The following is a 25,611-nucleotide window of genomic DNA, read 5'->3' as shown; positions in this document are numbered from 1 at the left end:
CTACGAACGGCGCCGCCCTTCCCTCACGGCGGCGGCGTCGTGACGCTTCCGCACGGCACGGCTCAGTCCGCAGCACCCTCCGTCCCCCCTCTGCGAGGTGCCCATGAGCACGACCCCTCCACCGCAGGCCCCACCCACCGACGCGCACCCGGGAATGGGTGAACAGCACGACGACGACGGCGCGTTCGGCTGGCTGCGCGCCCTCGGCCCGCGCGGCCGGCGCGCCTTCGCCGGCGCCTTCGGCGGCTATGCGCTGGACTCGTACGACTACTTCACGCTCCCGTTGAGCATGGTCGCGCTGGCCGCCTACTTCGGCCTGGACAGCGGCCAGACGGGCCTCTTCACCACGGTCACGCTCGTCGTCTCCGCGATCGGCGGCGCCCTCGCCGGTGTGCTGGCCGACCGCATAGGCCGGGTCAAGGCGCTGATGATCACGGTGGTCACGTACGCCGTGTTCACGGTGGCCTGCGGCTTCGCGCCCAACTACGAGACGCTGCTGGTCTTCCGGGCCCTGCAGGGCCTCGGCTTCGGCGGCGAATGGGCGGTCGGCGCGATCCTGGTCGCGGAGTACGCGAGCGCCAAGCACCGGGGCCGCACCCTCGGGGTGATCCAGAGCTCCTGGGCCGTCGGCTGGGCCCTGGCCGCGATCGTGTACACACTGGTCTTCTCGTTCCTCGACGAGGGTCTGGCCTGGCGCGTGATGTTCTGGACCGGCGCCCTGCCGGCCCTGCTGGTCATCTGGATGCGGCGACGCGTGCACGACGCCCCTGAGGCCGCCGCGGCCCGCCGGCGCAACCCCCAAAAGGGCTCCTTCGCGGCCATCTTCCGCAGGGGGACGGCCGACTCGCCGGGACTCCTGCGCACGACGCTGTTCGCGGTGCTGCTGTCGACCGGTGTCCAGGGCGGCTACTACACGCTGGCGACCTGGGTGCCGACGTACCTGAAGTCGGAGCGCGGGCTGTCCGTCGTCGGCACCGGCGGCTACCTGACCTTCCTGATCTCCGGCGCCTTCATCGGCTACCTCACGGGTGGTTACCTCACCGACAGGCTCGGGCGGCGCCGCAACATCTGGCTGTTCGCGCTGCTGTCGGCGATCTGCATCCTGGCGTACGCGAACATCCCGAGCGGGGCCGACACCCTCGTGCTGGTGCTCGGCTTCCCGCTGGGGTTCTGCATGTCCGCCATCTTCAGCGGCTTCGGCTCGTTCCTCAGCGAGCTCTACCCGACCGCGGTGCGGGGCACGGGACAGGGCTTCACGTACAACACGGGCCGTGCCGTCGGCGCGGTCTTCCCCACCACCGTCGGCTTCCTGGCGGACAGTTGGGGTGTGGGCGGCGCGCTGGTCTTCGGCGCGATCGGCTACGCACTCGCGGCGCTGGCCCTGCTGGGTCTGCCCGAGACGCGCGGGAAGGAGCTGGTGTGAACCGCACCGAGGACCGCCCCCTGACCGTCGTCGACGAGCACGCGCACGCGTGGAGCCCCAAGGACGCCCGGGCCCGCTTCCGCACGGGACTGACGGGCCCCACGGCCGGGGTCGCGGCCGGCCACACCCAGGCCAACCTGATCGCGGTCCCCGCCGACTGGGCCTACGACATGCTGCTGTTCTGCCAGCGCAACCCGAAGCCCTGCCCGGTGCTGGACGTCACGGACGCCGGTGCGTGGACGACCGGCCTCGCGCCCGGGGCGGACCTGCGCACCGACCTGCCGCGCTACCGGGTGTGGCGGGACGGCGAGCTGGTGGACGAGCCGACCGACGTGCTCGGGCACTGGCGGGACGACCTCGTCTCGTTCCTGATCGGGTGCAGCTTCACCTTCGAGTGGGCGCTGTCCGCCGCGGGTGTCCCGCTGCGCCATGTCGAGCAGGGACGGAACGTCCCGATGTACGTCACCAGCCGTCAGTGCCGTCCGGCGGGGCGGCTGCGGGGGCCCATGGTGGTGTCCATGCGGCCGGTCCCGCCCACGCGGCTCGCGGCGGCGATCCGGGAGAGCAGCCTGCTGCCGGCGGTGCACGGCGGTCCCGTGCACTGCGGTGACCCGTCGGCACTCGGGATCGGCGACCTCGCCCGGCCCGACTTCGGCGACCCGGTGACGGCCGATCCGGACGACATCCCGGTGTTCTGGGCCTGCGGGGTCACCCCGCAGGCGGCGGTGACGGCCTCGCGGCCGCCGTTCGCCCTCACCCACGCACCGGGCCAGATGTTCCTGACCGACGCCCGCGACGAGCAGTACCGCGTGGCCTGAGCAGCACAAGGGGACCCATGACCGCGATCGATCTGAACGCCGACCTCGGCGAGGGCTTCGGACGCTGGCGGCTGACCGACGACGAGCGGCTGCTGTCCGTCGTCACCAGCGCCAACGTGGCCTGCGGCTTCCACGCCGGGGACGCGGCCACCATGCGGCGGGTGTGCGAGCAGGCCGCCGCGCGCGGGGTGACGATCGGCGCGCAGGTCTCCTACCGCGACCTGGCGGGGTTCGGGCGGCGCGCGATGGACGTGCCGCCCGCCGAACTGGCGGCCGAGGTGGCCTACCAGATCGGCGCCCTGGAGGTCTTCGCGCGCGCGGCCGGCGCCCGCGTGGCCTACGTCAAGCCGCACGGCGCGCTGTACAACCGCGTGGTGCACGACGAGGAGCAGGCCGCCGCGGTCGTCGACGGCGTGCTCCTGGCCGACGGGTCGCTGCCCGTGCTGGGACTGCCCGGCTCCCGGCTGCTGGCGCGCGCCGCCGAGGCCGGGCTGCCGCCGGTCCCGGAGGCGTTCGCGGACCGCGCCTACACCGACGAGGGCACTCTCGTGCCGCGCGACCGGGAAGGCGCCGTCGTGACCGATCCCGAGGCAGTCGTGGCGCGGTCGGTGGACCTGGCCCGCTCCGGGTCGGTGGCCGCCCGCTCCGGGACCCGCATCGCCGTACGCGCGCGCTCCCTGTGCCTGCACGGGGACACGCCCGGCGCGGTGGAGCTGGCCCGGCGGGTGCGCCGGCGGCTCGAGGAGACCGGTGTCCGGGTGGAGGCCTTCGCATGAGGGTCCTTCCGGTCGGCGACGAGGCCCTGCTCGTCGAGGTCTCCTCCGGCGACGAGGCGCAGGCACTGCACGCGGAGCTGCTGCGTCGGCGCGCCGACGGGTCGCTCACGGTCCGCGAGATCGTGCCCGCGGCCCGCACCGTCCTCCTGGACGGCGTTCTCGACGGCGCCCGTCTGGCGGCCGAGTTGACCGCCGCCGAGGTGCCACCGGCTCCCCCGCGCGCGGGCGAGGTCGTCGAGATCCCGGTGCGCTACGACGGACCCGACCTGGGGGACGTCGCCGCGCTGTGGGGCGTCAGCGAGCGGGAGGTGGCACGCCTCCACGCCGGGACCGAGTTCCGGGTCGCCTTCTGCGGGTTCGCGCCCGGCTTCGGCTACCTCACCGGTCTGCCGTCGCGCTACGACGTCCCGCGCCGGGACACCCCGCGCACCGCCGTCCCGGCGGGGTCGGTCGCCCTGGCCGGGCCCTACACGGGCGTGTACCCGCACGCCTCGCCGGGCGGCTGGCAGCTGATCGGCACCACGGACGCGGTGCTGTGGGACCACACGCGCGTACCGGCCGCCCTTCTGTCACCGGGCACGCGCGTGCGCTTCGTTCCGGTGGCCCCCGCAGTCCCGGGCCCGGTGGGGCGTCCATGACGGACCGTGCGCTGGCGGTCGTACGGGCCGGAGCGCTGACCACCGTCCAGGATCTGGGCCGTCCGGGGCACGCCCACCTCGGCGTGCCGCGCTCCGGGGCGCTCGACCTGCCCGCGGCGGCCCTGGCCAACCGGCTGGCCGGCAATCCGCCCGGGGCGGCGCTGTTGGAGACCACGCTCAACGGCTGCGCAATACGGCCGCGTTGCGCGGTCACCGTCGCGGTCACGGGCGCGCCGTGCCGGGTCACCGTGGACGGGCGCCCGGTCGCCTGGGGCGCGCCCGTGCGGGTGCCGGCGGGCGCGGTCCTGGACGTCGGCGCGGCGACCCACGGGGTACGCGGCTACCTGGCCGTCTCCGGTGGCGTCGCCGTCGAACCGGTGCTCGGGAGCCGCTCCACGGACCTGCTGTCGGGGCTCGGCCCGCCGCCGCTCGCGAACGGCGCGGTGCTGCCCCTGGGCCGGGCCGCCGGCCCCCACGCGCGCGTGGACGGCGTCCCGCAGCCGGCGCCGCCCGCGGAGCTGGTCCTGCGGGTGACGCTCGGGCCCCGCGACGGCTGGTTCACCCCGGAGGCCGTGCGGACCTTCCTGTCCCGCCCGTACCGCGTGTCCGCCGCCGCGAACCGGATCGGGCTACGCACCGAGGGGCCCGCCCTGGAGCGGACCCGTCCCGGCGAACTGCCCAGCGAGGGCATGGTCCTGGGCGCGGTCCAGGTACCGCCCGACGGCCGGCCGGTCGTCTTCCTCGCCGACCACCCGACCACCGGCGGCTACCCGGTCGTCGCGGTCGTCCGCACGGCGGACCTCTCGGCCGCCGCACAGGCCGCGCCGGGCACACCGGTGCGCTTCGTGGCGGTACGTCGTCGCTGACGCGCCGTGCGGCCTCGTGCGCGCGCTCGGTCCTACGCCGCCTCCGGCTCCGGCTGCGGCTCCGCGACCGAGCGCTGGTCCGGTACCGGGCGCTGGTCGGTGACCGACCGCTGTGCCGGCATCGCCGCCTGCTCGACCGCGACCCGCGGATCCGCCATCGCGCCCTGCTCAGTGACAGACCGCCGAGGCACCGCCGCCTGCTCCACCGCGACCCGCTGATCCGCGCGATGCTCGGCCCGCGCGCGATGCTCCGCCGTCGCCCGGTGGTCCGGCGCCGTGCGCTGACCCGGCATCGACAGTCCCTCCGGCAGGAAGGACGTCCCCGGCTCCGGCCCCAGCCCCGCACCAGCCCGCGGCTGCGGCTGCGGCAGCGACAGCGCCGCCAGCGCCGTCGTCACCGCGGTCGCCGACCGCAGGTCGAGCCGGGCGCTGGTGCCGCGCGCGCGGTGCCGCATCTCGACGGCGGCCAGCCGCATCAGCTGGGGCAGCAGGTCGTTGCACCTCCGCAGCACCCACGCGGTGCCCGCGGTCGCGAGCCACAGCAGGCTCGCCGACCTCGTCGGCGGCGGGAACTCGGGGTCGGCGGCGGGCGCGGCGCCCGTGGCGATCCCCGCCTCCGCGAGCAGTCCGTGGAACCGGACGGCGAGTTGCCGGTGCCCCCGCTCCCCCGGGTGCAGCCGGTCCGAGGACCACATCTGCCGGTCGTCGACCCAGTCGCCCTCGGCGGCGTGCACATGCATGGCCCCGTACCGCTCGGAGAGCGCGTGGACCACGGTGTTCACCGCCCGCTGCCGGCGGGCCAGCGGGCTGGCGAGCACCCCCGGCAGCCCCAGCATGGAACCCGGGTCGGGCAGGCAGGCGGTGAGGACGGCCGTGCCCTGCCGGGTGAAGGCCGCGTACACGTTGTCGAGGCGTTCGGTGATCTGGTGGATGTCGAACGTGCGGCGCAGGGTGTCGTTCACGCCGACGAGCACCGAGGCGACGTCCGGCCGCAGGTCCAGCGCGGCGGGCAGCTGGGTCTCCAGCACGTCACGCGTCTGCGCGCCGCTGACCGCGAGGTTGGTGAATTCGGCGGGCGGCTCGGACAGGCCGCCGGCGAGCAGCGCGGCCCAGCCGCGCCACCCATTCCCCAGGGGGTCGCCCACGCCTTCGGTCAGCGAGTCCCCGAGGGCGACGTATCGGACGGAACTCATGCCACGCCCTCCGCACGGGCGAAGGGTCGCTCGGGCACCGCCGCGTCGTGCGCGGCGAGGAAGGCGTCCACCGCCGTACCCCAGCCGAAGCACTCCGCACGTGCGCGTGCCGTCTCCCGGCGCTCCCGCTCGGGGCGGTCGAGCAGCATCTCCACGGCGTCCGCGAAGGCGTCCCCGTTGTCCGCCGCGGTGGCACCGGCGGATCCGATCACCTCGGGCAGCGCGGAGGACGCGCTCGCCACGACCGGTGTGCCGCAGGCCATGGCCTCCAGCGCCGCCAGCCCGAACGTCTCGGCGGGGCCGGGGGCCAGGCACACGTCGGCGGTGGCCTGGAGCGCGCCGAGCAGGCTGCGGTCGGCGACGTGCCCGAGGAAGGTCACCGGCAGGTCGCGTTCCTGCGCCCGCTTCTCCAGGCCGGCGCGCATCGGCCCGTTGCCGGCCACGACGAGCACCGCTCGCACCCCGCGCTGGCGCAGCGACTCCAGGGCGTCCAGGGCGGTTCCCGGCCGCTTCTCCACCGACAGCCGGGAGCACATCACCAGAAGCTTCTCGTCGGCCCGCGCGTGGGTGTCGCGCAGGGCCGCGTCACGCAGGGTGGGGCGACGGTTCATCAAGTCGACGCCCAGGGGCGCCCGTACGACGTTGCGGGCGCCGATCCGGATGAACTCGCGCTCGGCGAACTCCGTGGTGCACACGACCTTCGAGTACGTGTGGGCCGTGCGGACGTTGAGGGCGTCGGCGGCACGCCGGGACAGGTTCTCCGACAGGCCCCAGGTGCGCAGCACGCCGTCGGCGGTCTCGTGGGAGACCATCACGGCGGGCACCCGGGCGCGCCGCGCCCACCGGCCGGTCCACCTGAGGGTCGTACGGTCGGAGACCTCCAGGCGGTCCGGTCCGAGTTCCTCCAGGAGGGCGGCGACGCGGCGCTTGTCGACGAGCACGCGGTACCCGCCGGTGCCGGGCAGCACGGGCCCGGGCAGGGTGATCACCCGGCCCTGCTCGGTCTCCCGGTCGCTGTACCTCTCGCCCGGCACGATCAGGACGGGATCGTGGCCCGCGAGCTTGAAGCCCTTGCCCAGCTCCCGCAGCGCGGTGCGCAGGCCGCCGGAGGCGGGGGCGACGAAGTTCGCCAGCCGGACGATGCGCAGGGACGTGTTCATGCCGCCACCGCCGGCCTGCGCGCGTCGAGGACGGCCTCGTAGTGCGTGATCAGCTGGTCGCCGATGGCGGCCCAGGTGCGGCCCTCGACGGTGGCGCGGGCGGTCGTACCGAAGGCGGCGCGCAGCGCCGGGTCGGCGGCCAGGCCGGCCACGGCGTCCCGGAGGGCGTCCGCGTCGCGCGGCGGCACCAGGATCCCGGTGCGGCCGTGGTCGACCAGGTCCATGGGTCCGCCGGCCGCGGGCGCGACCACGGGCACACCGCTCGCCATGGCCTCCTGCACGGTCTGGCAGAAGGTCTCGAAGGGGCCGGTGTGGGCGAAGACGTCCAGCGAGGCGAAGATCCGGGCGAGATCGTCACCGGTGCGGCGGCCCAGGAAGACCGCGCCGGGCAGCGCCTCGGCCAGGCCGGGCTGGCTCGGTCCGTCGCCGACGACGACCACGCGCACGCCGGGGAGCCCGCAGACGCCGGAGAGGAGTTCCACGTGCTTCTCGGGGGCGAGCCGCCCGACGTAGCCGACGATCAGCTCACCGTTCGGTGCGAGTTCACGGCGCAGTGCCTCGTCGCGCAGTTCGGGGCGGAAGCGCGCGGTGTCGACACCGCGCTGCCACAGGTGCACCCGGGGGACGCCATGGGCCTCCAGGTCGCTCCGGGAGGCGCTGGAAGGGGCGAGGGTGCGGTCGGCGGCGGAGTGCACGGAGCGGATCCGCCGCCAGGCCGCGGCCTCTCCGGCGCCCACGTAGGTGCGAGCGTATCCGGCGAGGTCGGTCTGGTAGATGGCGACGGCGGGGACACCGAGCCGGGCCGCCGCGGCCATGCCGCGGACGCCGAGGATGAAGGGGCTGGCGAGGTGCACGATGTCGGGCCGGTGGTCGATCAGCGCGGCGGCCAGGCGCCGGCTGGGCAGGGCGACCCGGACCTGGGGGTAGCCGGGGAGCGGGAGGGAGGGGACGTGGACGACGGGGCAGGGCGCCAGGGCGTCTGCCTTGTTCCCGGGAGCGGGGGCCGGGGCGACGACGATGGGAGCGTGACCGCGATCGACGAGGTGTCGGGCGGTCTGGAGCGCGCAGTGGGCCACGCCGTTCACATCGGGGGGAAAGGATTCGGTCACGATGACGACACGCATAGGGCTGTTGTCGCCACGCTGGACGTGGCCGCGTCAACGTCGATCTTTCCGGACGGGGAACGATCCATGAGCGTTGCGCTGCGCACCCGAGCGCGTCAGCCCGCGGCCACGCACTCCTGATCTCCGGGTCGCCTGCCGTTCACCCAGCGGGTACGACGGCGCCCTGTCACCCCCCGCGGGGGACGGGTGGCGTTCACATGGCTTCGGGGCCGATCCGGCTGCGTACGGCGGTCTGGACCTCCGCCTCCTCGGCGGGGTCGGAGGCGAGTCGGCGCAGTTGCTCGACGACGCGGGCGTCCCCCGTCTCGGCGTGCCGGGCGGCGAGCTCCCGGGTGGTCTCCTCACAGTCCCAGAGGCACTCGACACCGAAACCCGAGGGGAAGGAGGGGTCGGTCGCGGCGAGGGCCCGGGCGGCCCTGCCCCGTAGATGGGACGAGCCGGTCTCGCGGTAGACGTGGCGCAAAACCGGTGCGGCGCAGCCGATGCCGAGCCGTCCGGCGCCGTCCACGAGCGTCCACAGGGTCGGCGCGTCGGGACCTTCGCCGCGCACGGCCTCCCGGATCGCGCCGAGGACCAGGTCGCTGTCCTTGGCGCCGCCCCGGCAGGCGAGCACGCGTCCGGCCGCAGCACCCAGCGGATCGGGCCGGCGGGCCCAGCCGCGCGCCCGCTCGACGGCGGCCGCGCCACGCATCCGTTCGAAGGCCTCGACGGCGGCTTCGACGACCGGCGCGGAGCCGGTGACCACGGCCGCCTCGACCAGGTCGAGGACGTCGGGGTCGTCGGTGTCCGCGAGATAGCGCAGCGCGGTGCAGCGGGCGCCCTCACTGCCGTCCCTGGCGGCCCGGACGATCTCGGCCCGGTCCTCAGGACCGGCGACGGCGGACAGGCAGCGGGCAGCGGGGACGTGCAGCGCGACACCACGTTCGATGCCTTGCTGGGCCCACTCGAACACGGCCTGCACACTCCACCCGGGACGGGGGCCGGCCGGTCGCATCTGCCGCTGCCAGCGGTCGAAGCAGCCGGCTTCCTGCGCGGCACGCACCCGCTTGCCGACGGCAGCGCGCGCATCCTCGGCCCACAGCCGCCAGGGCCGCGGCTCGAAGGCGTCCCGCACCACGGCGGCAAGCTCGGCCTCGCCCGCGGCGTCGGCCGGGAAGCGGGCCAGCACGGGCAGGGCCAGGGCGCGCAGTCCGGCGTCGTCGTCGCGCAGCGCCAGTTCGTCCAGGGCCCAGGCCCAGTTGGAGCCCTGGGCGGCGTACCGGCGCAGCAGGACGAGCGCGTCGCGCCTGCCGTAGGAGGCCAGATGACCGAGGACGGAGAGGGCGAGCCCGGTGCGGGACTCGTCGTCGTCGACGACGTCCTCGGGGGCGAAGAGGTGCGCCTCGATCGCGTCCAGCTCGCCGTTCAGGTCGAGGTAGAGGCGGGCGTAGTACAGGGAGCGGTTCTCCACCTGCCAGTCGTGGCGGGGATCGCGCAGCACACAGTGGTTCAGGGCCGCGAGGGCCTCGGGGCGCGGGGCGGTGAGCGCGTGCAGAGTGCCGTCGCCGCGGCCCCGCTGAAGCAGGCCGAGCAGCGTACCGCTGGGCGCTATGACCGGATCGAACATGGGAAACAGCCTCACATCAAGCGTCGACGCAACCGGGGAACGTGCTCTACCTGGCCGCGTGACAACACGTCGGGGCGCCCGCCGTCTTCTGCTTGCTGTAGACCATCTTCCTCTGCCTCTCGTCGGTGGCCCCTGCGGGCCGCGTCACGGCCCACGCGGTGCGGCATCACCTGCCCAGCCATCGCGTCCGTGAATCACGACGTCATGATGACCCGGCACTTCTCGATGCCGCGACCGATATTTCCGGCGGCCAGGTACCGCCTCCCCCGTTTTCCGTGTCCTGCCCGGCCGGCGGGCCTGTCCCGCGTGGCCGGGGTGGTGTCTCAGGTGGTGCCGAACAGTTCCAGCAGCTCCGCCTTGCCGAACATCCGGGCGGTGTCCACGGCTGAGGGGGTACCCGCGGCCGGGTCGGCGCCGCCCTCCAGCAGGGTCTTGATCACTTCCTGCTCCCCCTTGAAGACCGCCCCGGCGAGGGGCGTCTGGCCCCGGTCGTTGACGCGGTCCGCCTCGGCGCCACGGGCCAGCAGCTCCCGCACCGTCGTGGCGTGGCCGTGGTAGGCGGCGAGCATCACCAGGGAGTCGCCGCGGTCGTTGGTGAGGTTGACCGGCACGCCGGCGTCGACGTAGGCCACGAGCGCCTCCGTCTGCCCCTGCCGGGCCAGATCGAAGATCTTGGTCGCGAGCTCCACGACCTCGGGGTCGGGGGCTTCGGTCATCGGCCGGACCACCTCTCACTGCGTACGCGTACGAACCGCGGCTGGCACACCGCTGGGCTCTCCGGGTGAATCGCCAGCGTACTGGCTGCGCGGGGACATGACCGGCCAGGCCCGAGGCAAAGATCAGCATTGCACCCGCCGGGCGCAGACCCGTGGTGCCCCAGGGCGGCCACGGCTCCGCCGTACGGACGATATCAACCAGATTTCACTCAGTTGCACCTTTTATCGTATAGATACATCCTGTGAACAGGGAAGCACTGATGGTGACTGTCCCCCTCGACACCAGGAGACCTCATGATTCTGTCCATCTCAGGCGTCGTCCTGCTCGGCATCCTCGTCTTCATCTTCTTCCGCAGGGACGGACTGAAGGCGTCCCATGCCTGCATCGCGGCCCTGTTCGGCTTCTACCTCGCGAGCACGGCCATCGCGCCGAGCATCAAGGCGGGCGGCGAGAGCCTGGCGGGTCTCCTGGGCGGCATCAAGTTCTGACCCCACCCACCGGCCGTCCGGCCGCACCGTCCCGCCCGCACGCACGCACCTCCAGGAGACAGCAGTGGCACGGCGCCCACTTCCCCGCATTCTCAGCCACGGCGGCCTGCAGTTGGCCAGGAGCCGGGAACTGGCCCGCACGGCGGCCGACAGCGCCACCGACGTCCTCCACCCGCTGATCATCGTCACCAGGGGGCTGCGCCGGCTGGCGGCGGCCGGACGGCGCAAGTGGGTGGAGACACCCAAGGACAAGCGCGGCCATCTGCTGTTCCTGGTGGCCTCGGTGATCCTCGCCGTGGCGCTCGCGCCCTACGGTCCGCTGCTCGCCGCCATCGCCCTGATGGCGGCGGCAGCCTGGCAGGGGCGGGACCGCACGCCCCCGGCTCCCGAGGGGCCCGACGAGACCCAGACGCAGCGCCTCACGTCCCTGTACGAGGCACTGGTCCCGTGCTTCTCGGTGGCGGAGGACCCCGCTCCCCTGTACGCCCACGGCGGGGAGTGGGAGAAGGTCTTCCCGGAGTACGAGTTCGACGCCGCGGGCCGGATCGCGCACCTGGAGGTGCGCTACCCGGCGTACTTCGCGGACAGCGAGGCGGAGGCACGCGCGCGTGTCGAGCACCTGCTGACGGCCAAGGCGGGCCGCGACCGCGAGTACCACTTCCTGTGGGACGAGGAGGCCAACCAGCTCACGGTCACCGTCCTCGCGCCCCTGCCCGCCGACATCGCCGCCCAACGCTTCGTGACGGCACCCGGGGAGACGGTCCTCGGTTTCACCGACGCGAGCGAGGTCCAGCGCACGCTGCCGCTGGTCCACGGCGACGAGCAGCGCGACGTGCCGCCCGTGGTGTGGCGCACGGGCATCCGCTCGACCGAGCCCCACCTGCTGGTCACCGGCCAGCCGGGCAGCGGCACCTCGACCCTGCTGCGCTCCGTGGCGCTCCAGGCCCTGCAGTACGGCGACGTGCTCGTCGTCGAGGGCGGCGGCACCGGCGAGTACGCCTGCCTGATCGGGCGGGACGGCGTCCTTGCCGTGGAGTGCGCCCCGGCCGGGGCGCTGGCCAGCCTGGAGTGGGCGGCGACCGAGACGGAGCGGCGGCTGATCGCCGTCAACCGCGCGCGTCAGGCCGGCCAACCGGCACCGGACGACACCAAGCGGCCCCTGTGGATCCTGCTGGACCGCCCGGCGGCGCTCGCCCACGTCGCCGCCGCGGACGGCCGCCAGGACCCACAGACCCTGCTCCAGGTACCGCTCCGGCACGGCCGCGCCGCGAACGTCACGGTGGTGATCGCCGAGCAGTTCGACAGCCTGGACACGCTGAGCGAACCGGTGCGGCAGCACACCCGCGCGCGGGTGGTCCTCGGCCCCGCCACCAGGGAACAGCTCACGACCTTCCTCGGGGCGCCCCCGCACACCACCCCGGTCGCGCACGTCCCCGCCGGCCGCGGCTACGCCCGCCTGGGCGCGGGCCCGGTCCTGCGCCTCCAGGTCCCGGCCACCCCCGACCCGTACGACGACGCCACGAGCGACGCCCACCGCCAGGCCGTGCTGGACTTGCTCCCGCCCCGCACGACTCCGGCGGACGCGGCGGCGGACCGGGTGGTGACGGGAGCACCGGTGCCTGGACCGGTCGCGGCGAAGGCGGCGGTGGCGGAGAGCTCCTGACCCCTCCCCCTCACCCGACGAGGCCCCCGCGGCGGCCCGGCCGCGGGGGCCGGGTCGTCCCGGAACGCCCCCGTGGCTACGCCACGAACGTCCGCGGCGTCTCCGCCCCCACCGTCGCGCCGCTCCTCACCAGACGGGCCGCCGCGGCCAGGCGTACCGCCGCCTCCTCGGCCACCGCGCCCCCCACGGTGAACGGCAGCCGCACATACCCCTCGAAGGCGCCGTCGACACCGAAGCGGGGACCGGACGGCACCCGTACCCCGACCCGCTCCCCCGCCTCGGCGAGGCGCGAGCCCGACAGTCCTCCCGTGCGCACCCACAGGGTGAGCCCGCCCTGCGGGACCTCGAACTCCCAGTCGGGCAGCTCCCGGCGCACCGCGGCGACCAGGGCGTCCCGGTTGTCCCGCGCCTGCCCGCGCCGCAGCTGAACGGCCTGCTCCCAGCCACCGGTGCCGAACAGCCAGTGCACGGCGAGCTGCTCCAGCACCGGCGTGCCCAGATCGGCGTACGCGCGCGCGGCGACCAGGCTGCGGATGACGTCGGGCGCCGCCCGCACCCAGCCGATGCGCATCCCGGCCCAGAAGGCCTTGCTGGCGGAGCCGACGGTGACGACGGTCGACCCGGCCGGGTCGAAGGCGCACACCGGGCGCGGCATCTCGACGTCGGGGTCCATCCACAGCTCGTTCATCGTCTCGTCGGCGACGATCACGGTCCCCGCCGAGCGGGCCGCCTCCACGAGCTGCCTGCGCTGGTCCTCGCCGGCCAGCGCGCCGGTCGGGTTGTGGAAGTCGGCGACGACGTAGGCGAGGCGCGGCGCCGCGTCCCGCAGCACCTGCCGCCAGCGGTCCACGTCCCAGCCGCTGAGCCCTTCGGCCATCGCCACGGGCACCAGCCGGGCGCCCGCCTCCCGCATCAGCTGCAGGATGTTGGCGTACGACGGCGACTCGACGGCGACGCGCTCGCCACGGCCGGCGAACAGGTGGCAGATGGCGTCGATGGCACCCATCGCGCCGGTCGTCACCATGATCTGTTCCGGCATGGTGGGGATCCCACGCGCGGTGTAGCGCTCGGCGAGCATCGAGCGCAGCGCGGGCAGCCCGGCCGGGTAGTCCCCGTGCGTGTGCGCGTACGGCTGGAGCTCGCCCAGGGCGCCCTGGACGGCACGGGTGAGCCAGGGCTCCGGCGCGGGCAGTGCCGCGCAGCCGAGGTCGATCATCGAGCCGAGCGCCTCGGGGGGCAGCGGTTCGAGCCCGCGCGCGGGAAGCGGGTTCCCGGCCGGCACGGCGGTCCAGCTGCCGGCGCCGCGCCGGGACTCCAGAAACCCCTCGGCGCGCAGCGCCTCGTAGGCGGCTGCGACCGTGGTGCGGCTGACGGACAGGGCGAGCGCGAGCTCGCGTTCGGCGGGCAGCCGCGCGGCGACCGGAACCCGCCCTTCCAGGACCAGCAGCCGGATGCCGTCGGCGAGCGCCCGGTAGGCGGGCGGCCGGCGCGATCCCGGTCCCGCCGGGCGGTCCTGTTGCGACCGGAGCTGGCGTGCCAGCTGTGCCGCACCCACCGCCGAGGTCCACTGCCCCATGACGATCAGTCCACCTTCCCCGAATTGGCCTCTGGTCGCGCCACTCCCCCTGCCACAGGGTGCCACGCGCCAGGCCACCGACACCACCAGGGGACCCGTCCGCCCGGGCCGTCACCCACCCGCCGCCCCCGGGGCGACGTGTTCGCCGCTGTCCCGGCATCCGGCGGAAGCACCGGCTTTGCCGCGGGTCAACCCCGGCGCGCCATACTGCGTCCGTGAGCACGCACATACGCCATCCCTATCTCGACCACCCCGGCCCGATCGCCTTCGCCCATCGGGGCGGTGCCGCGGACGGCCTGGAGAACACCACGCTCCAGTTCCGGCGCGCGGTGGAGATGGGCTACCGGTACATCGAGACCGACGTCCACGTCACCCGGGACGGGCGGATCGTCGCCTTCCACGACGCGACGCTCGACCGGGTGACCGACGGTGCGGGCCGCATCGCCGACCTGCCCTGGGACGACGTACGGCAGGCGCGTGTGGCGGGCGCCGAGCCGGTGCCGCTCTTCGAGGAGCTGCTGGAGACCTTCCCCGAGGTCCGCTGGAACGTCGACCTGAAGGCCGAGTCGGCCCTCCACCCCTTCCTGGACCTGATCGGCCGCACCGACGCCTGGGACCGGATCTGCGTCGGCTCGTTCTCGGAGGCCCGCGTGGTGCGCGCCCAGCGCCTGGCAGGGCCGCGCCTGGCGACCTCGTACGGCACCCGGGGGGTGCTCAACCTGCGGCTGCGCTCCTGGGGCGTGCCGGCCGCGCTGCGCCGCTCCGCCGTCGCCGCCCAGGTGCCCGAGACGCAGTCCGGCATCCAGGTGGTGGACCAGCGGTTCGTGCGCGCCGCCCACGCGCGCGGGTTGCAGGTGCATGTGTGGACCATCAACGAGGCGGAGCGGATGCACCGGCTCCTGGACCTCGGCGTCGATGGCATCATGACCGATCACATCGACACGTTGCGCAAGGTCATGGAGGACCGGGGCGTCTGGGTCTGACGCCCCGGACGGCGTCCCGCGCACGGCACTTGACGGGGAAGCGAGGGCACGGGTGGGCACCGACACCCTGCGGACACCGGCGGCGGACGACGCGGCCGGACGGCGGCGCGAACAGCGCGGCTGGTACTTCTACGACTGGGCGTGCTCCGTCTACTCGACGAGCGTGCTCACCGTGTTCCTGGGCCCCTATCTGACGTCGGTGGCCGAGTCGGCCGCCGACGCGGAGGGCTTCGTCCATCCGCTGGGCATCCCGGTGCGCGCCGGTTCCTTCTTCGCGTACTCGGTGTCCCTGTCCGTGATCGTGGCCGTGCTGGTGATGCCCCTGGTGGGCGCCGCCGCCGACCGCACCGGCCGCAAGAAGCCGCTGCTGGGCGCCGCCGCCTATCTCGGCGCCGCGGCCACGGCTTGCATGTTCCTGCTGGACGGTGATCGGTACCTGCTCGGCGGCGTGCTGCTGATCGTCGCGAACGCGGCGCAGTCGGTGGCGATGATGCTCTACAACTCCTACCTGCCGCAGATCGCGCCGCCGGAGGAACGGGACGCGGTCTCCTCGCGCGGGTGGGCCTTCGGCTACGCGGCGGGCGCGCTGGTCCTGGTCGTCAACCTGGTCCTCTACCTCGCCCACGACAGTTTCGGGCTCTCGGAGAGCATGGCCGTGCGCATCTGCCTGGCATCGGCGGGGCTGTGGTGGGGCGCGTTCGCGCTGATCCCGCTGCGCCGGCTGCGCGACCGCCGCTCCCCCGCGCGCGAGTCGGCGGTCACCGGCTGGCGGCAGCTCGCGGCGACGATCCGCGACATGCGCCGCCACCCGCTGACGCTGTCCTTCCTGCTGGCCTACCTCGTCTACAACGACGGCATCCAGACGGTGATCACCCAGGCCTCGGTGTACGGCTCGAAGGAACTGGGCCTTGGGCAGTCCACGCTCATCGGCGCGGTGCTGCTGGTCCAGGTGCTCGCGGTGTTCGGCGCCCTGGGGCTGGGCCGCCTGGCCCGCCGGTACGGCGCCAAACGCACGGTCCTTGGCTCGCTGATCGCCTGGACGGTCATCCTGGCCGCCGGGTACTTCCTGCCCGCCGGGGCACCGGTCTGGTTCTTCGTCCTGGCCGCCGGGATCGGGCTCGTCCTCGGCGGCAGCCAGGCCCTGTCGCGCTCGCTCTTCTCCCATCTGGTCCCGCCGGGCAAGGAGGCCGAGTACTTCTCGGCGTACGAGCTGAGCGACCGCGGGATGAGCTGGCTGGGGCCGCTGCTGTTCGGACTCACCTATCAGCTGACCGGGAGCTACCGCGACGCGATCATCTCGCTGGTGGCGTTCTTCGCCCTGGGCTTCGTCCTGCTGGCGCGCGTGCCGGTGCGGCGTGCGGTGGCGGAAGCCGGGAACCCGGTCCCCGAACGGATTTAGCACTGACGGCGAAAGGGCGGTAGTGTACGCGTTTGGCCTGCCAGGCGTACCGTTACTGCGCGTCAAAGATGCCGAAACGCTGGGTGACATCTGCTGTCAGATGTGACAAACCGGGCGCTGGTGGGTACAACATGGGCGGCTACGACGGCGACGCATGACCCGGAACGGGACTCCGAACGGGAATCTTTACCGCCGACCGGACGTTGACCGGATGACGACGACAGCGACACCTGTCCTGTGGGCGACAAGCCCGGGAGGCACGATTCATGAGTGAGCGAGCTCTTCGCGGCACGCGCCTCGTGGTGACCAGCTACGAGACGGACCGCGGCATCGACCTGGCCCCGCGCCAGGCCGTGGAGTACGCATGCGAGAAGGGGCACCGGTTCGAGATGCCCTTCTCGGTCGAGGCGGAGATTCCGCCGGAGTGGGAGTGCAAGGTCTGCGGGGCCCAGGCACTCCTCGTGGATGGCGACGGCCCGGAGGAGAAGAAGGCCAAGCCGGCGCGTACGCATTGGGACATGCTGATGGAGCGGCGCACACGTGAGGAGCTCGAAGAGGTCCTCGAAGAGCGTCTCGCCGTTCTGCGCTCCGGCGCCATGAACATCGCGGTGCACCCCCGAGACAGCCGCAAGTCCGCCTAGTTCCCGAGCGGCTTCGGCGGGGTTTCACACAGCACCCCCATTGACCGCGGGCGCCGTACGTGAGTGTGCGTACGGCGCCCGCGGTCGTTTCGTGCTGCTCGCGCGCGCCCGCTGCCGTCCGTGGTGGCCGCGGGTGCCCGTAGTCCTTGGTGTGCCTGCGGGCCGAGCGGGGGCTCCGCCCTTCGGGGTGGGAGGCGGACACGGACGGCTCAGCGGACCCCGGCCGGTCGGCCGGGACCTTCTTCTGTTCCGCCCACGGATGGCCGGCCGGAAACGGCGGTCCGCCGCCACGGCGGGTCGGCCGGACGCCCCGGTCGTGCCGGTGCGCCGCGCCGACCTCGGTCGGCCCCCTTGCTTCAGGGCGCTGTGCCGGCCTGGTGTCCGGGCGGCCTCAGCGGTTCAGCGGCGGGCGGGGTTCCTGAGGAGCGTCGCCCGGCTCGTCCCTGATGACCTCACCCTGCACGACCTTGCCGTCCGGGCGGTGAATGCGGGCCTGCTGGAAGGCGTCGCCGAAGCTTCCGGGGCCGGCGGCCCGAAGCTTGCGGTCCACCGTCCGCTCCGTGTAGCGGCCGACGGCCTTCTGGACCGGCGGCAGCAGCAGGAGCAGACCGGCCGCGTCCGAGACCAGGCCGGGCAGCATCAGGAGCAGGCCGCCCAGCATCATCAGACCGCTTCCCCCGCCGCTGGACGGCGGCACACCGCGCTGCAGCGCCTCGTTGAGGTTCTGGAAGGCGCGCCGCCCGGCCCGCTTGATGACCACCGAGCCCAGCACGAATCCGGCGACCAGCAGCAGGAACACCGTGAAACCGCCCGCCGCGCCCGCGACCACGGTCAGCAGCCAGATCTCCAGCACCAGCCAGGCGGCGATGCCCAGCGGCAGGAACGTACGCAGCCGCGAGCGCCGGGGCCGGGCGGGATAGGGAGGGTTCGAAGCGCCAGTCGTCATGCCCCCAGTGTGCCTGGCACCCGCTCAGCACGGGATAAGCGCCTGCGGCGACCGACCTACGACCGCGTGGGCCCCGGCCCGCCCTTGCCCATCAGCTTGGTGACCCGCTCGCCCACGCCCCACGTGGTGACCCGCCACAAGGCCTCGACCAGGATGTCGCGGCTCATCTTGGAGTCCCCGAGCTCGCGCTCGACGAAGGTGATCGGGACCTCGACGACGTGGTAGCCGGCCTTGATGGCGCGGCGGGCGAGGTCGACCTGGAAGCAGTAGCCCTGGGAGGCGACCTCGTCGAGGCCGAGACCCTCCAGGGTCTCGCGGCGGAAGGCGCGGTAGCCGCCCGTCACGTCCCGGATCGGGACGTCCAGCAGCACGCGCGAGTACAGGCTGCCGCCGCGGGAGATGTACTCACGCGACTTGGGCCAGTTCACGACCCGGCCGCCGGGCACCCAGCGGGAACCCAGCACCAGGTCGGCGCCCTTCAGGGCGGTGAGCAGCCGGGGCAGTTCCTCGGGCTGGTGGGAGCCGTCGGCGTCCATCTCGATCAGGACGCCGAAGTCGTGCTCCATGCCCCAGCGGAAGCCGGCCAGGTAGGCGGCGCCGAGCCCCTCCTTGCCCCTGCGGTGCAGCACGTGGACCCGCTCGTCACCGGCCGCCAGCTCGTCGGCGATCTTGCCGGTGCCGTCGGGGCTGTTGTCGTCGGCCACGAGCACGTGGGCCTCGGGGACCGCCTCCCGCACCCGGCCGACGATGGTCTCGATGTTCTCCGCCTCGTTGTAGGTCGGAATGATCACCAAGACCGCGCCGAGCGGGCCGAAGCGCCTCCCCTGGGCCTCTGCCGCGCGGTTCCCCTCGCCGTCGTTCACTGCTGCCCCTTCACGTCAGTCCGCACGGCTCCACCATAGTGGCCGCCGCCTGCACCGACGCGAGGAGACGTCGCCAAGGTGGTGTCACATCCGAGGGACTGGGGTAAGGATGGCAGTTTGGTCCTCTATGCGGGAGATGCGGGCCATGCGGGCTCGCCATCGCCCGGCGGATGGGAGCCCGGCGCCCTTCGGGCCGACCTGGGACCCGCTGGCTGCGGATCGACCTGAAGCCGTTGTCTACTGAGCGCCCGGGCCCCATCCGGGTCACACCGTGCCGACCTGGCCGGAACGTTCCCCCGCCGTGGCGCGGTCGCTGTGCCTGGCTCCCAGTGACGGTGCCCCGGTGCGGTACACCGTCCCTGACCCAGCGGCGCCGCGACGAGTGTGCGGACGATGCCCGGTCGGGCGTCCCGTGGTGGACTCGGCCGAACCTACCCGCCCCGGGCCGCCGCCTGTCAATAGCCGTACGACCTGCGGGTCTTCCCGCGTGGCGCGGGTCGGCCCGGTGGTTACGCAGGTCGTGAGACACCGCTCGGGGCACCGATCCTCTCCGCGCCACCCCGGGAGATCACTCGCTCGGCCGCACGAACACGGTACGGCCGCCCACCACGGTGCGCAGGCAGACGGGCAGATCGGAGCCGGGGGTCAGGTCGGGCAGCCCGGGGGTGCCCGAGCGCGGGTCGGTCGACCAGCGCGCGACCCGGTCGTCGGGCGCCTGCACCACGAGCGCGCCGGTGCGCCACACGGCGTAGTCCGCGGGCGCGCCCGGCACCAGGACGCCCGCGTCGTCCCGTCCGACGGCCCGCCACCCGCCCCGGGTGTGCGCCGTGAAGGCGGCGCGTACGGACACCCGGTGCGCGGGCGTGCGGTGGAAGGCGGCGGCGCGGACGGTGCCCCACGGGTCCAGGGGTGTGACCGGGCTGTCGGAGCCGAACGCCAGCGGGACGCCGGCGCGCAGCATCGCCGCGAAGGGGTTCAGCAGGGCGGAGCGTTCAGCGCCGAGGCGCTGGGCGTACATGCCGTCCGGGCCGCCCCACAGCGCGTCGAAGGCCGGCTGGACCGAGGCGGTGAGGCCGAGTTCGGCGAAGGCGGCGATGGTCTCGGGGGTGAGCATCTCCGCGTGTTCGACGCGGTGCCGGGCGGCGCGGACACGGGCGAGGCCGAGCTTCTCGGCGGCGGCGCGCACGCCCTGGACGACGGTGGCGACGGCGGCGTCGCCGATGGCGTGGAAGCCCGCCTGGAGGCCCGTCTCGGTGCAGGCGACCACGTGCGCGGCGACGCTGTCGGCGTCCAGGTAGGCGGTGCCGGTGTGGTCCGCGTCGGCGTAGGACTCGTGCAGACAGGCGGTGTGCGAGCCGAGGGCGCCGTCCACGAACAGGTCTCCGGCCGCGCCGGTCGCACCCAGCTCGCGCGCCTTGTCGATGTCGCGCTCGGCCCAGTAGCCGACGACGCGCGGGCCGGCCTCCTCGGCCGCGAGCCTCAGCAGGGCGGTGAAGTCGTCCTCGGAGGAGATGTCCGGCCCGGCGCACTCATGGACCGATCCGATGCCGAGGGAGGCGGCGTGCGCGAGGGCGGCGCGCTGGGCCTCGGTGCGCTGGGCGGGCGTCACGGCCGCGAACGCGGCGGCACGCACGGCGTGGTGGGCCTCGCGGGTGAGGGGCGCGTCCTCCTGCCGCTCCAGACCGGGCACGAGGTCGAGCAGGGCGGTGCTGACGACCGCGGAGTGGACGTCGATGCGGCTCAGGTAGAGGGGGCGGTTGCCGGTGGCCGCGTCGAGTTCGGCGCGGGCCGGGGGGCGGCCGCCGGGCCAGCGTGCCGCGTCCCAGCCGTGGCCGAGCAGGACGCGGTCGTGGGGGCGCGCGGTGGCGAACTCCCGCACGCGGGCGAGCGCCTCGTCCAGGGAGCGGGCGCCGGACAGGTCGAGGCCGGTCAGGGCCAGACCGGTGGAGGTGGTGTGCACATGGGCGTCGGTGAACGCCGGGGTCACCAGGGCACCGTCCAGGTCCACCACCTCGTCCACGCCGTCCGCGAAGGCGTCGGCGGCGCCCTCGGAGCCGACCCAGGCGACCTGGCCGCGCTCGACGACCATCGCGGTCGCGAACGGATCGGCGGGACTGTGGACCTCTCCGCGGCGCAGCAGGACGGTCTTGGTCGGGACGGTGCTCTCACTCATGACAGACAGTCTCCCGCCTCGCGCGCCCCCTGCCGCACGCAGGTGCCCCGCGGCGCCCGGCCCGTGCACCGGGGGCGGCGCCGGGAGCCCGTCAGACCCGTGGCGGCCGGGCCTCGTACGGCGTGGACAGCACCACCGTCGTGCGCGTCGAGACGCCCGCGAGCGAGCGCACCCGGGCCAGCAGCTCCTCCAGCTCGTGCGGTGTCGCGACCCGCACCTTGAGGATGTAGTTCTCGTCGCCGGCGACGCTGTGGCAGGCCTCGATCTCGGGGACGCCGGCGAGCCGGTCCGCGATGTCGTCGGGGGCGCTGGGGTCGAACGGTTTCACCGAGATGAACGCGGTCATCGGCAGCCCGACCGCCTCCGGGTCGACGACCGCGGCGTACCCGCGGATCACACCGCGCTGCTCCAGCCGGCGCACCCGCTGGTGCACGGCCGACGTGGACAGCCCCGTGGCCTTGCCCAGGTCGGTGTAACTCATCCGCCCGTCCTTGACGAGCAGCTGCACGATCTGTCGGTCCAGCTCCTCCATGGCGCAAGAACCTACAGTGCGCCTGACCTCATGGGACACCTGAGCCGTGCAGGTCATGCCCGGTTCGTGACGTCCCGGCGGGCCGCACGTGAGCCGCTCGGGGGACAAATGCACCAGGCCGCGGCACCTGCGAGCGGCATGTGACGAACGCCACAGGCTTCGAACAGTCTCCGTAATGAAGTCGTGATTACCCCGCGGAGGCGCTGGGAAGTGCTTGCTGTGGTCGAGGCCGCAGCGCCTTCACGGCCCAGCCCGAGGGGGAGAATCCCATGCAGAGTCTTAAGCGCCCTGGTCGTACCGCACCCAAGCGGCAGCAGTTGGTCGTCGAGCCCGAGCCGGAGGGCGTCGAACCCGACGCCTTCGGTGGCGAGGAAGCCGACGAACTCGACGCGTACGACACCTTCGAGATGTACCGGGTGATCTGCCCGGACTGCGCACAGCCCATCGCCCTGCTCGCGGACGAGGACTTCCTCCCGGAGCACGCGCTGTGCGCCTCGCCGTGGAACCCGTTCGGACTCACGGTCTGCGCCGGGACGGGCCGCCGGGCCGCCGACGCGCGCCCCGCGGACGAGTCCATCGAGCCCCAGGAGCAGCAGACCGCACTGCTGTTGACGCTCCCTCAGGGGCTGGACTGGCGCACGCAGCCCTTCTCGCACGTCGGCGGCCCGGGCTCGCGCCCGATGCGGGTCCCCGTCATGCGGCGCCACGCTGCCTGAGCCACCGCGCTCGGCCTCGACTCCCGTAGCCGCCCCGCACCGTGGCGCTCAGGCCGCCGTGGTGCGGGACCGGCGCGTCCGGGCCCGCCGAGCACAACACGCGGGTGCGCAGAGGCGGTTCGGCGGCCACTCGACGTCGGGGGCCAGGGTCGCGGTACGGCGGACCCCGCCGGCGGGGACGACCGGAACGGGCGACGAACCCACGCTCGATTCCGGGGCCCGGTGACCTGTCCGCATACCGTCGCGTTGCCCAGATATGACCCCGACCCCTACCTCGTCCACGACCGGGCGTCAGTACCGCGTTTTCGCTCCCCGGTACGCAGAATCGCTTCCGCACGCCCCGCGCCCGCTGCCGACCCCGCTCCCGCCGCCACCGCCGCAGGCCCAACCGCTTCCCGACCCGCCCATCTACCGCGATCTGATGCGCACGTGGGCGCACGGCGGCCGCACCCTGCCGGGGCACCACGACCCGGAATGGATCCGGCTGGCGGCGCCCCTGGTCAAGGCCGGTCAGTTCAGCGCGTCTCCGGACCTGCCAGGTGACGGGCGATGACCATCCGCTGGATCTGGTTGGTGCCCTCGACGATCTGGAGGACCTTGGCCTCCCGCATGTAGCGCTCGGCCGGGAAGTCCGCCGTGTAGCCGTAGCCCCCGAGGATCTGGACGGCGTCGGTGGTCACCTTCATGGCCGTGTCGGTGCAGTGCAGCTTGGCCATCGCCGCCTGCCGGGCGAAGGGCCGTCCGGCGTCGCGCAGTCGCGCCGCCGCGAGGTACAGCGCGCGGCCCGCCTCGATCTGGGTCGCCATGTCGGCGAGCATGAAGCGCAGCCCCTGGAAGTCGGCGATCGGCCGCCCGAACTGCCTGCGCCCGGTGGCGTACTCGACGGCCTCGTCCAGCGCCGCCTGTGCCACGCCGATCGCGCAGGCGGCGATGCCGAGCCGTCCGGAGTCGAGCGCGGACAGGGCGATCGCGAAGCCCTGTCCCTCCTCGCCGAGCCGCCGCGCGTCGGGAACGCGCACCCCGTCGAGGTGGACCTGGGCGGTGGGCGAGCCCTTCATGCCCATCTTCTTCTCGGGGGCGGCCGCGCTCAGCCCTTCGGCGTCGCCGGGCACCAGGAAGGCGGTGATGCCGCGTGGGCCGTCCGCGCCGGTGCGGGCCATGACGGTGTAGAAGTCGGCGACGCCGCCGTGCGTGATCCAGGCCTTGGTGCCGGTGATCACCCAGTCGTCGCCGTCCCGGACGGCCTTGGTGCGCAGGGAGGCCGCGTCGGAGCCGGAGGCCGGCTCGGACAGGCAGTACCCGCCGAGCAGGCCGCCGCCGAGGATCGCGGGCAGATGCTCGACCTGCTGCTCCTTGGTGCCGTAGGCGGCGAGGGCGTAGGAGGCGAGGGTGTGGACGCTGACCCCGAGGCCGACCGTCAACCGGGCCATGGCGAGCTCTTCGAGGACCTGGAGGTAGACCTCGTAGGGCTGGTCGCCGCCGCCGTACTCGGCGTCGTACGGCAGGCCGAGCAGCCCCGACCGGGACAGGAGGGTGAAGACGTCGCGGGGGAAGCGTCCGGCGTCCTCCTCCGCGGCCGCGTGCGGGGCGATCTCGCGCTGCGCGATGTCGCGGACGAGCGAGATCAGATCCCGGGCCTCGTCCGTGGGCAGTAGCCGGTCCACCGGCTGCGGGGCGCGGTCGGGCATGGCGACGCTCTCCTCCCTTTCGGGCGCTGCGGCGGGCGCACGCCATGGGTGGGGCGGCTCCGCCGGGTCTCACTGATGCGGCCGATGCTCCTACTCCCGGGTCACGAAAGCTGCTGACCAGCGGCTGCGCGCTGTGAGTATGCCCGATCGGACGCAGCACGTCACCGGTTAACGACCGCTTACTTCAGGAATTCCCCGCCGCGTCAGATTGGTCCGCACCATTGACCCCACTGGTCTAGTCCTCCTACTGTGACGGATCACCAACGCCTCATCGCGTTCATGCCAATCGGCAGTCCCCCTCTCCCCCACGAGGAGACCACCCGATGCACATCCGCCTCAGTCCCCGCGTCCGCTTCCGGGCGCTCGTCGCCGCCGTCTGTTCCGCCGCCCTCGGCGCCGGGCTCCTGACGGGTCTCGGCACCGCCACCGCCGCCCCGGCAGCCCCGCAGGCGGCCGGCTCCAAGGTCGTCGGCTACTTCACCGAATGGGGCACCTACGACCGCAAGTACCTGGTCAAGAACATCGAGACCTCCGGTTCCGGCGCCAAGCTCACCCACATCAACTACGCCTTCGGGAACGTCACCGGCGGCAAGTGCGCGATGGGTGACGCCTACGCCGCGACCGACCGCACCCACACCGCCGCCGAGTCCGTGGACGGCGTGGCGGACACCTGGGACCAGCCGCTGCGCGGCAACTTCAACCAGCTGCGCGAGCTGAAGAAGAAGCACCCCGGACTCAAGATCCTGTGGTCGTTCGGCGGCTGGACCTGGTCGGCCGGCTTCACCGAAGCCGCGCGCAACCCGGCGGCCTTCGCCCAGTCCTGCTACGACCTGGTCGAGAACTCCAAGTGGGCGGACGTCTTCGACGGCATCGACATCGACTGGGAGTACCCGAACGCCTGCGGCGCCACCTGCGACACCAGCGGCCGGGCGGCGTTCAAGAACCTGATGGCCGCCGTCCGGGCCAAGTTCGGCTCCGGCAACCTGGTCACCGCCGCGATCACCGCCGACGCCACCGCCGGCGGCAAGATCGACGCCGCCGACTACGCGGGGGCGGCCCAGTACGTCGACTGGTACAACCCGATGACGTACGACTTCTTCGGCGCGTGGGACGCGGCGGGACCGACCGCGCCGCACTCGCCGCTGACCTCGTACACCGGCATCCCGAAGCCGAACCTGCACAGCTCGGCCACCATCGCCAAGCTCAAGGGCCTCGGCATCCCGTCGTCCAAGCTGCTGCTCGGCATCGGCTTCTACGGCCGCGGCTGGACCGGCGTCACCCAGGCGGCACCGGGCGGCACGGCGACCGGGCCGGCGGCGGGGACGTACGAGCCCGGCATCGAGGACTACAAGGTGCTGAAGACCAAGTGCCCGGCGAACGGCACGGTGGCGGGCACCGCGTACGCCAAGTGCGGGAACAACTGGTGGAGTTACGACACCCCGGCGACCATCGCCACCAAGATGACGTACAAGAACCAGCAGGGCCTGGGCGGTACGTTCTTCTGGGAGCTGAGCGGGGACACCGCGAACGGTGAGCTGATCAGGGCGATCAACTAGCCGCCGGAACACGGCAAGGGGCGCGGTCCTGGTGGACCTGCGCCCCTTGTGCGTCTGCGTTCGCCG

Annotated in this window: 22 protein-coding genes and 1 pseudogene; 12 read left to right on the top strand and 11 right to left on the bottom strand. The window is 73.6% G+C overall.

What is annotated here, in order from left to right:
• The first annotated feature begins 103 nt into the window (after positions 1-103).
• From ACZ7LV_RS16365 to ACZ7LV_RS16345, 5 genes are read left to right on the top strand one after another with little or no spacing between them, the layout of a single operon-like run.
• Complete coding sequence (locus tag ACZ7LV_RS16365; RefSeq protein ID WP_471939843.1) at positions 104-1,423, top strand: MFS transporter; 1,320 nt, start codon at positions 104-106, stop codon at positions 1,421-1,423.
• Positions 1,420-2,241: a putative hydro-lyase gene (locus ACZ7LV_RS16360; protein ID WP_471939841.1), complete on the top strand. Its 822-nt coding sequence runs from the start codon at positions 1,420-1,422 to the stop codon at positions 2,239-2,241. The genes ACZ7LV_RS16365 and ACZ7LV_RS16360 overlap by 4 nt, the downstream gene beginning before the upstream one ends.
• 17 nt (positions 2,242-2,258) lie before the next feature.
• On the top strand, positions 2,259-3,017 hold the full coding sequence (locus tag ACZ7LV_RS16355; protein WP_471939839.1) for a LamB/YcsF family protein: 759 nt from the start codon (positions 2,259-2,261) through the stop codon (positions 3,015-3,017).
• The gene (locus ACZ7LV_RS16350; RefSeq protein ID WP_471939837.1) at positions 3,014-3,655 is read left to right on the top strand and encodes a 5-oxoprolinase subunit B family protein; all 642 of its coding nucleotides are present in this window, start codon (positions 3,014-3,016) and stop codon (positions 3,653-3,655) included. The genes ACZ7LV_RS16355 and ACZ7LV_RS16350 overlap by 4 nt, the downstream gene beginning before the upstream one ends.
• Positions 3,652-4,521 carry a 5-oxoprolinase subunit C family protein gene (locus ACZ7LV_RS16345; protein ID WP_471939835.1) on the top strand — a complete coding sequence of 290 codons (870 nt, stop codon included), beginning with the start codon at positions 3,652-3,654 and terminating at the stop codon, positions 4,519-4,521. The genes ACZ7LV_RS16350 and ACZ7LV_RS16345 overlap by 4 nt, the downstream gene beginning before the upstream one ends.
• Positions 4,522-4,868: 347 nt before the next feature.
• On the opposite strand, the pseudogene ACZ7LV_RS16340 reads toward ACZ7LV_RS16345, so the two are convergent.
• From ACZ7LV_RS16340 to ACZ7LV_RS16320, 5 genes and pseudogenes are all read right to left on the bottom strand, one after another.
• Positions 4,869-5,714: pseudogene (locus ACZ7LV_RS16340) on the bottom strand (SGNH/GDSL hydrolase family protein); the annotation flags it as partial.
• The gene (locus ACZ7LV_RS16335) at positions 5,711-6,874 is read right to left on the bottom strand and encodes a glycosyltransferase (protein WP_471939833.1); all 1,164 of its coding nucleotides are present in this window, start codon (positions 6,872-6,874) and stop codon (positions 5,711-5,713) included. The pseudogene ACZ7LV_RS16340 and the gene ACZ7LV_RS16335, both read right to left, overlap by 4 nt.
• The gene (locus ACZ7LV_RS16330) at positions 6,871-7,998 is read right to left on the bottom strand and encodes a glycosyltransferase family 4 protein (RefSeq protein ID WP_471939831.1); all 1,128 of its coding nucleotides are present in this window, start codon (positions 7,996-7,998) and stop codon (positions 6,871-6,873) included. Before ACZ7LV_RS16330 ends, ACZ7LV_RS16335 begins: the two co-directional genes overlap by 4 nt.
• A gap of 193 nt (positions 7,999-8,191) precedes the next feature.
• On the bottom strand, positions 8,192-9,604 hold the full coding sequence (locus tag ACZ7LV_RS16325) for a HEAT repeat domain-containing protein (RefSeq protein ID WP_471939829.1): 1,413 nt from the start codon (positions 9,602-9,604) through the stop codon (positions 8,192-8,194).
• Between the two features lie 323 nt (positions 9,605-9,927).
• Positions 9,928-10,320, bottom strand: a complete 393-nt coding sequence (locus ACZ7LV_RS16320) for an ankyrin repeat domain-containing protein (RefSeq protein WP_471939827.1) — start codon at positions 10,318-10,320, stop codon at positions 9,928-9,930.
• A gap of 294 nt (positions 10,321-10,614) precedes the next feature.
• Between ACZ7LV_RS16320 and ACZ7LV_RS16315 the strand changes: the two genes are divergently transcribed.
• Together ACZ7LV_RS16315 and ACZ7LV_RS16310 are read left to right on the top strand one after the other, a co-directional pair.
• On the top strand, positions 10,615-10,809 hold the full coding sequence (locus tag ACZ7LV_RS16315; RefSeq protein ID WP_365458266.1) for a hypothetical protein: 195 nt from the start codon (positions 10,615-10,617) through the stop codon (positions 10,807-10,809).
• Between the two features lie 64 nt (positions 10,810-10,873).
• The gene (locus ACZ7LV_RS16310; RefSeq protein ID WP_471939825.1) at positions 10,874-12,472 is read left to right on the top strand and encodes a P-loop NTPase family protein; all 1,599 of its coding nucleotides are present in this window, start codon (positions 10,874-10,876) and stop codon (positions 12,470-12,472) included.
• Positions 12,473-12,548: 76 nt separating this feature from the next.
• Here ACZ7LV_RS16310 and ACZ7LV_RS16305 read toward each other — a convergent pair whose 3' ends face one another.
• Positions 12,549-14,048, bottom strand: a complete 1,500-nt coding sequence (locus ACZ7LV_RS16305) for an SCO1417 family PLP biosynthesis transcription factor (protein ID WP_471939823.1) — start codon at positions 14,046-14,048, stop codon at positions 12,549-12,551.
• Between the two features lie 215 nt (positions 14,049-14,263).
• Here ACZ7LV_RS16305 and ACZ7LV_RS16300 point away from each other — a divergent pair, with 215 nt between their 5' ends.
• The 3 genes from ACZ7LV_RS16300 (at position 14,264) to ACZ7LV_RS16290 (ending at position 17,071) form a co-directional block, all read left to right on the top strand.
• On the top strand, positions 14,264-15,031 hold the full coding sequence (locus tag ACZ7LV_RS16300) for a glycerophosphodiester phosphodiesterase (protein WP_471939821.1): 768 nt from the start codon (positions 14,264-14,266) through the stop codon (positions 15,029-15,031).
• A gap of 52 nt (positions 15,032-15,083) precedes the next feature.
• Entirely contained in the window at positions 15,084-16,430 is a 1,347-nt protein-coding gene (locus ACZ7LV_RS16295) for an MFS transporter (RefSeq protein ID WP_471939819.1), read from the top strand.
• A gap of 266 nt (positions 16,431-16,696) precedes the next feature.
• Positions 16,697-17,071, top strand: coding sequence for an RNA polymerase-binding protein RbpA (locus ACZ7LV_RS16290; protein ID WP_003977404.1), 375 nt, complete (start codon positions 16,697-16,699; stop codon positions 17,069-17,071).
• Positions 17,072-17,462: 391 nt separating this feature from the next.
• Here the strand turns inward: ACZ7LV_RS16290 and fxsA are convergent, their stop codons facing one another.
• The 4 genes from fxsA to ACZ7LV_RS16270 all read right to left on the bottom strand — a co-directional run bounded on the left by fxsA (position 17,463) and on the right by ACZ7LV_RS16270 (position 21,585).
• Positions 17,463-18,017, bottom strand: coding sequence for an FxsA family membrane protein (gene fxsA / locus ACZ7LV_RS16285; protein WP_471939817.1), 555 nt, complete (start codon positions 18,015-18,017; stop codon positions 17,463-17,465).
• Positions 18,018-18,073: 56 nt separating this feature from the next.
• The gene (locus ACZ7LV_RS16280) at positions 18,074-18,880 is read right to left on the bottom strand and encodes a polyprenol monophosphomannose synthase (RefSeq protein WP_471939815.1); all 807 of its coding nucleotides are present in this window, start codon (positions 18,878-18,880) and stop codon (positions 18,074-18,076) included.
• Between the two features lie 568 nt (positions 18,881-19,448).
• A complete protein-coding gene (locus ACZ7LV_RS16275; protein WP_471939813.1) occupies positions 19,449-21,053 on the bottom strand; it encodes an amidohydrolase in 1,605 nt (534 codons plus the stop codon).
• A 91-nt stretch (positions 21,054-21,144) separates the two neighbouring features.
• On the bottom strand, positions 21,145-21,585 hold the full coding sequence (locus ACZ7LV_RS16270; protein WP_086703418.1) for an Lrp/AsnC family transcriptional regulator: 441 nt from the start codon (positions 21,583-21,585) through the stop codon (positions 21,145-21,147).
• A gap of 269 nt (positions 21,586-21,854) precedes the next feature.
• Here ACZ7LV_RS16270 and ACZ7LV_RS16265 point away from each other — a divergent pair, with 269 nt between their 5' ends.
• Complete coding sequence (locus tag ACZ7LV_RS16265; protein ID WP_471939812.1) at positions 21,855-22,301, top strand: hypothetical protein; 447 nt, start codon at positions 21,855-21,857, stop codon at positions 22,299-22,301.
• A 515-nt stretch (positions 22,302-22,816) separates the two neighbouring features.
• Here the strand turns inward: ACZ7LV_RS16265 and ACZ7LV_RS16260 are convergent.
• Entirely contained in the window at positions 22,817-23,989 is a 1,173-nt protein-coding gene (locus ACZ7LV_RS16260) for an acyl-CoA dehydrogenase family protein (protein ID WP_471939810.1), read from the bottom strand.
• 323 nt (positions 23,990-24,312) lie between these two features.
• On the opposite strand from ACZ7LV_RS16260, the gene ACZ7LV_RS16255 reads away from it, so the two are divergent.
• A complete protein-coding gene (locus ACZ7LV_RS16255) occupies positions 24,313-25,545 on the top strand; it encodes a glycoside hydrolase family 18 protein (RefSeq protein WP_471939808.1) in 1,233 nt (410 codons plus the stop codon).
• Positions 25,546-25,611: the final 66 nt, after the last annotated feature.

It is taken from the genome of Streptomyces sp. NPDC107562 (assembly GCF_055657325.1).
The sequence above is the reverse complement of the archived record's forward strand: the minus strand, read 5'-3'. Positions and strand labels throughout refer to the sequence as shown.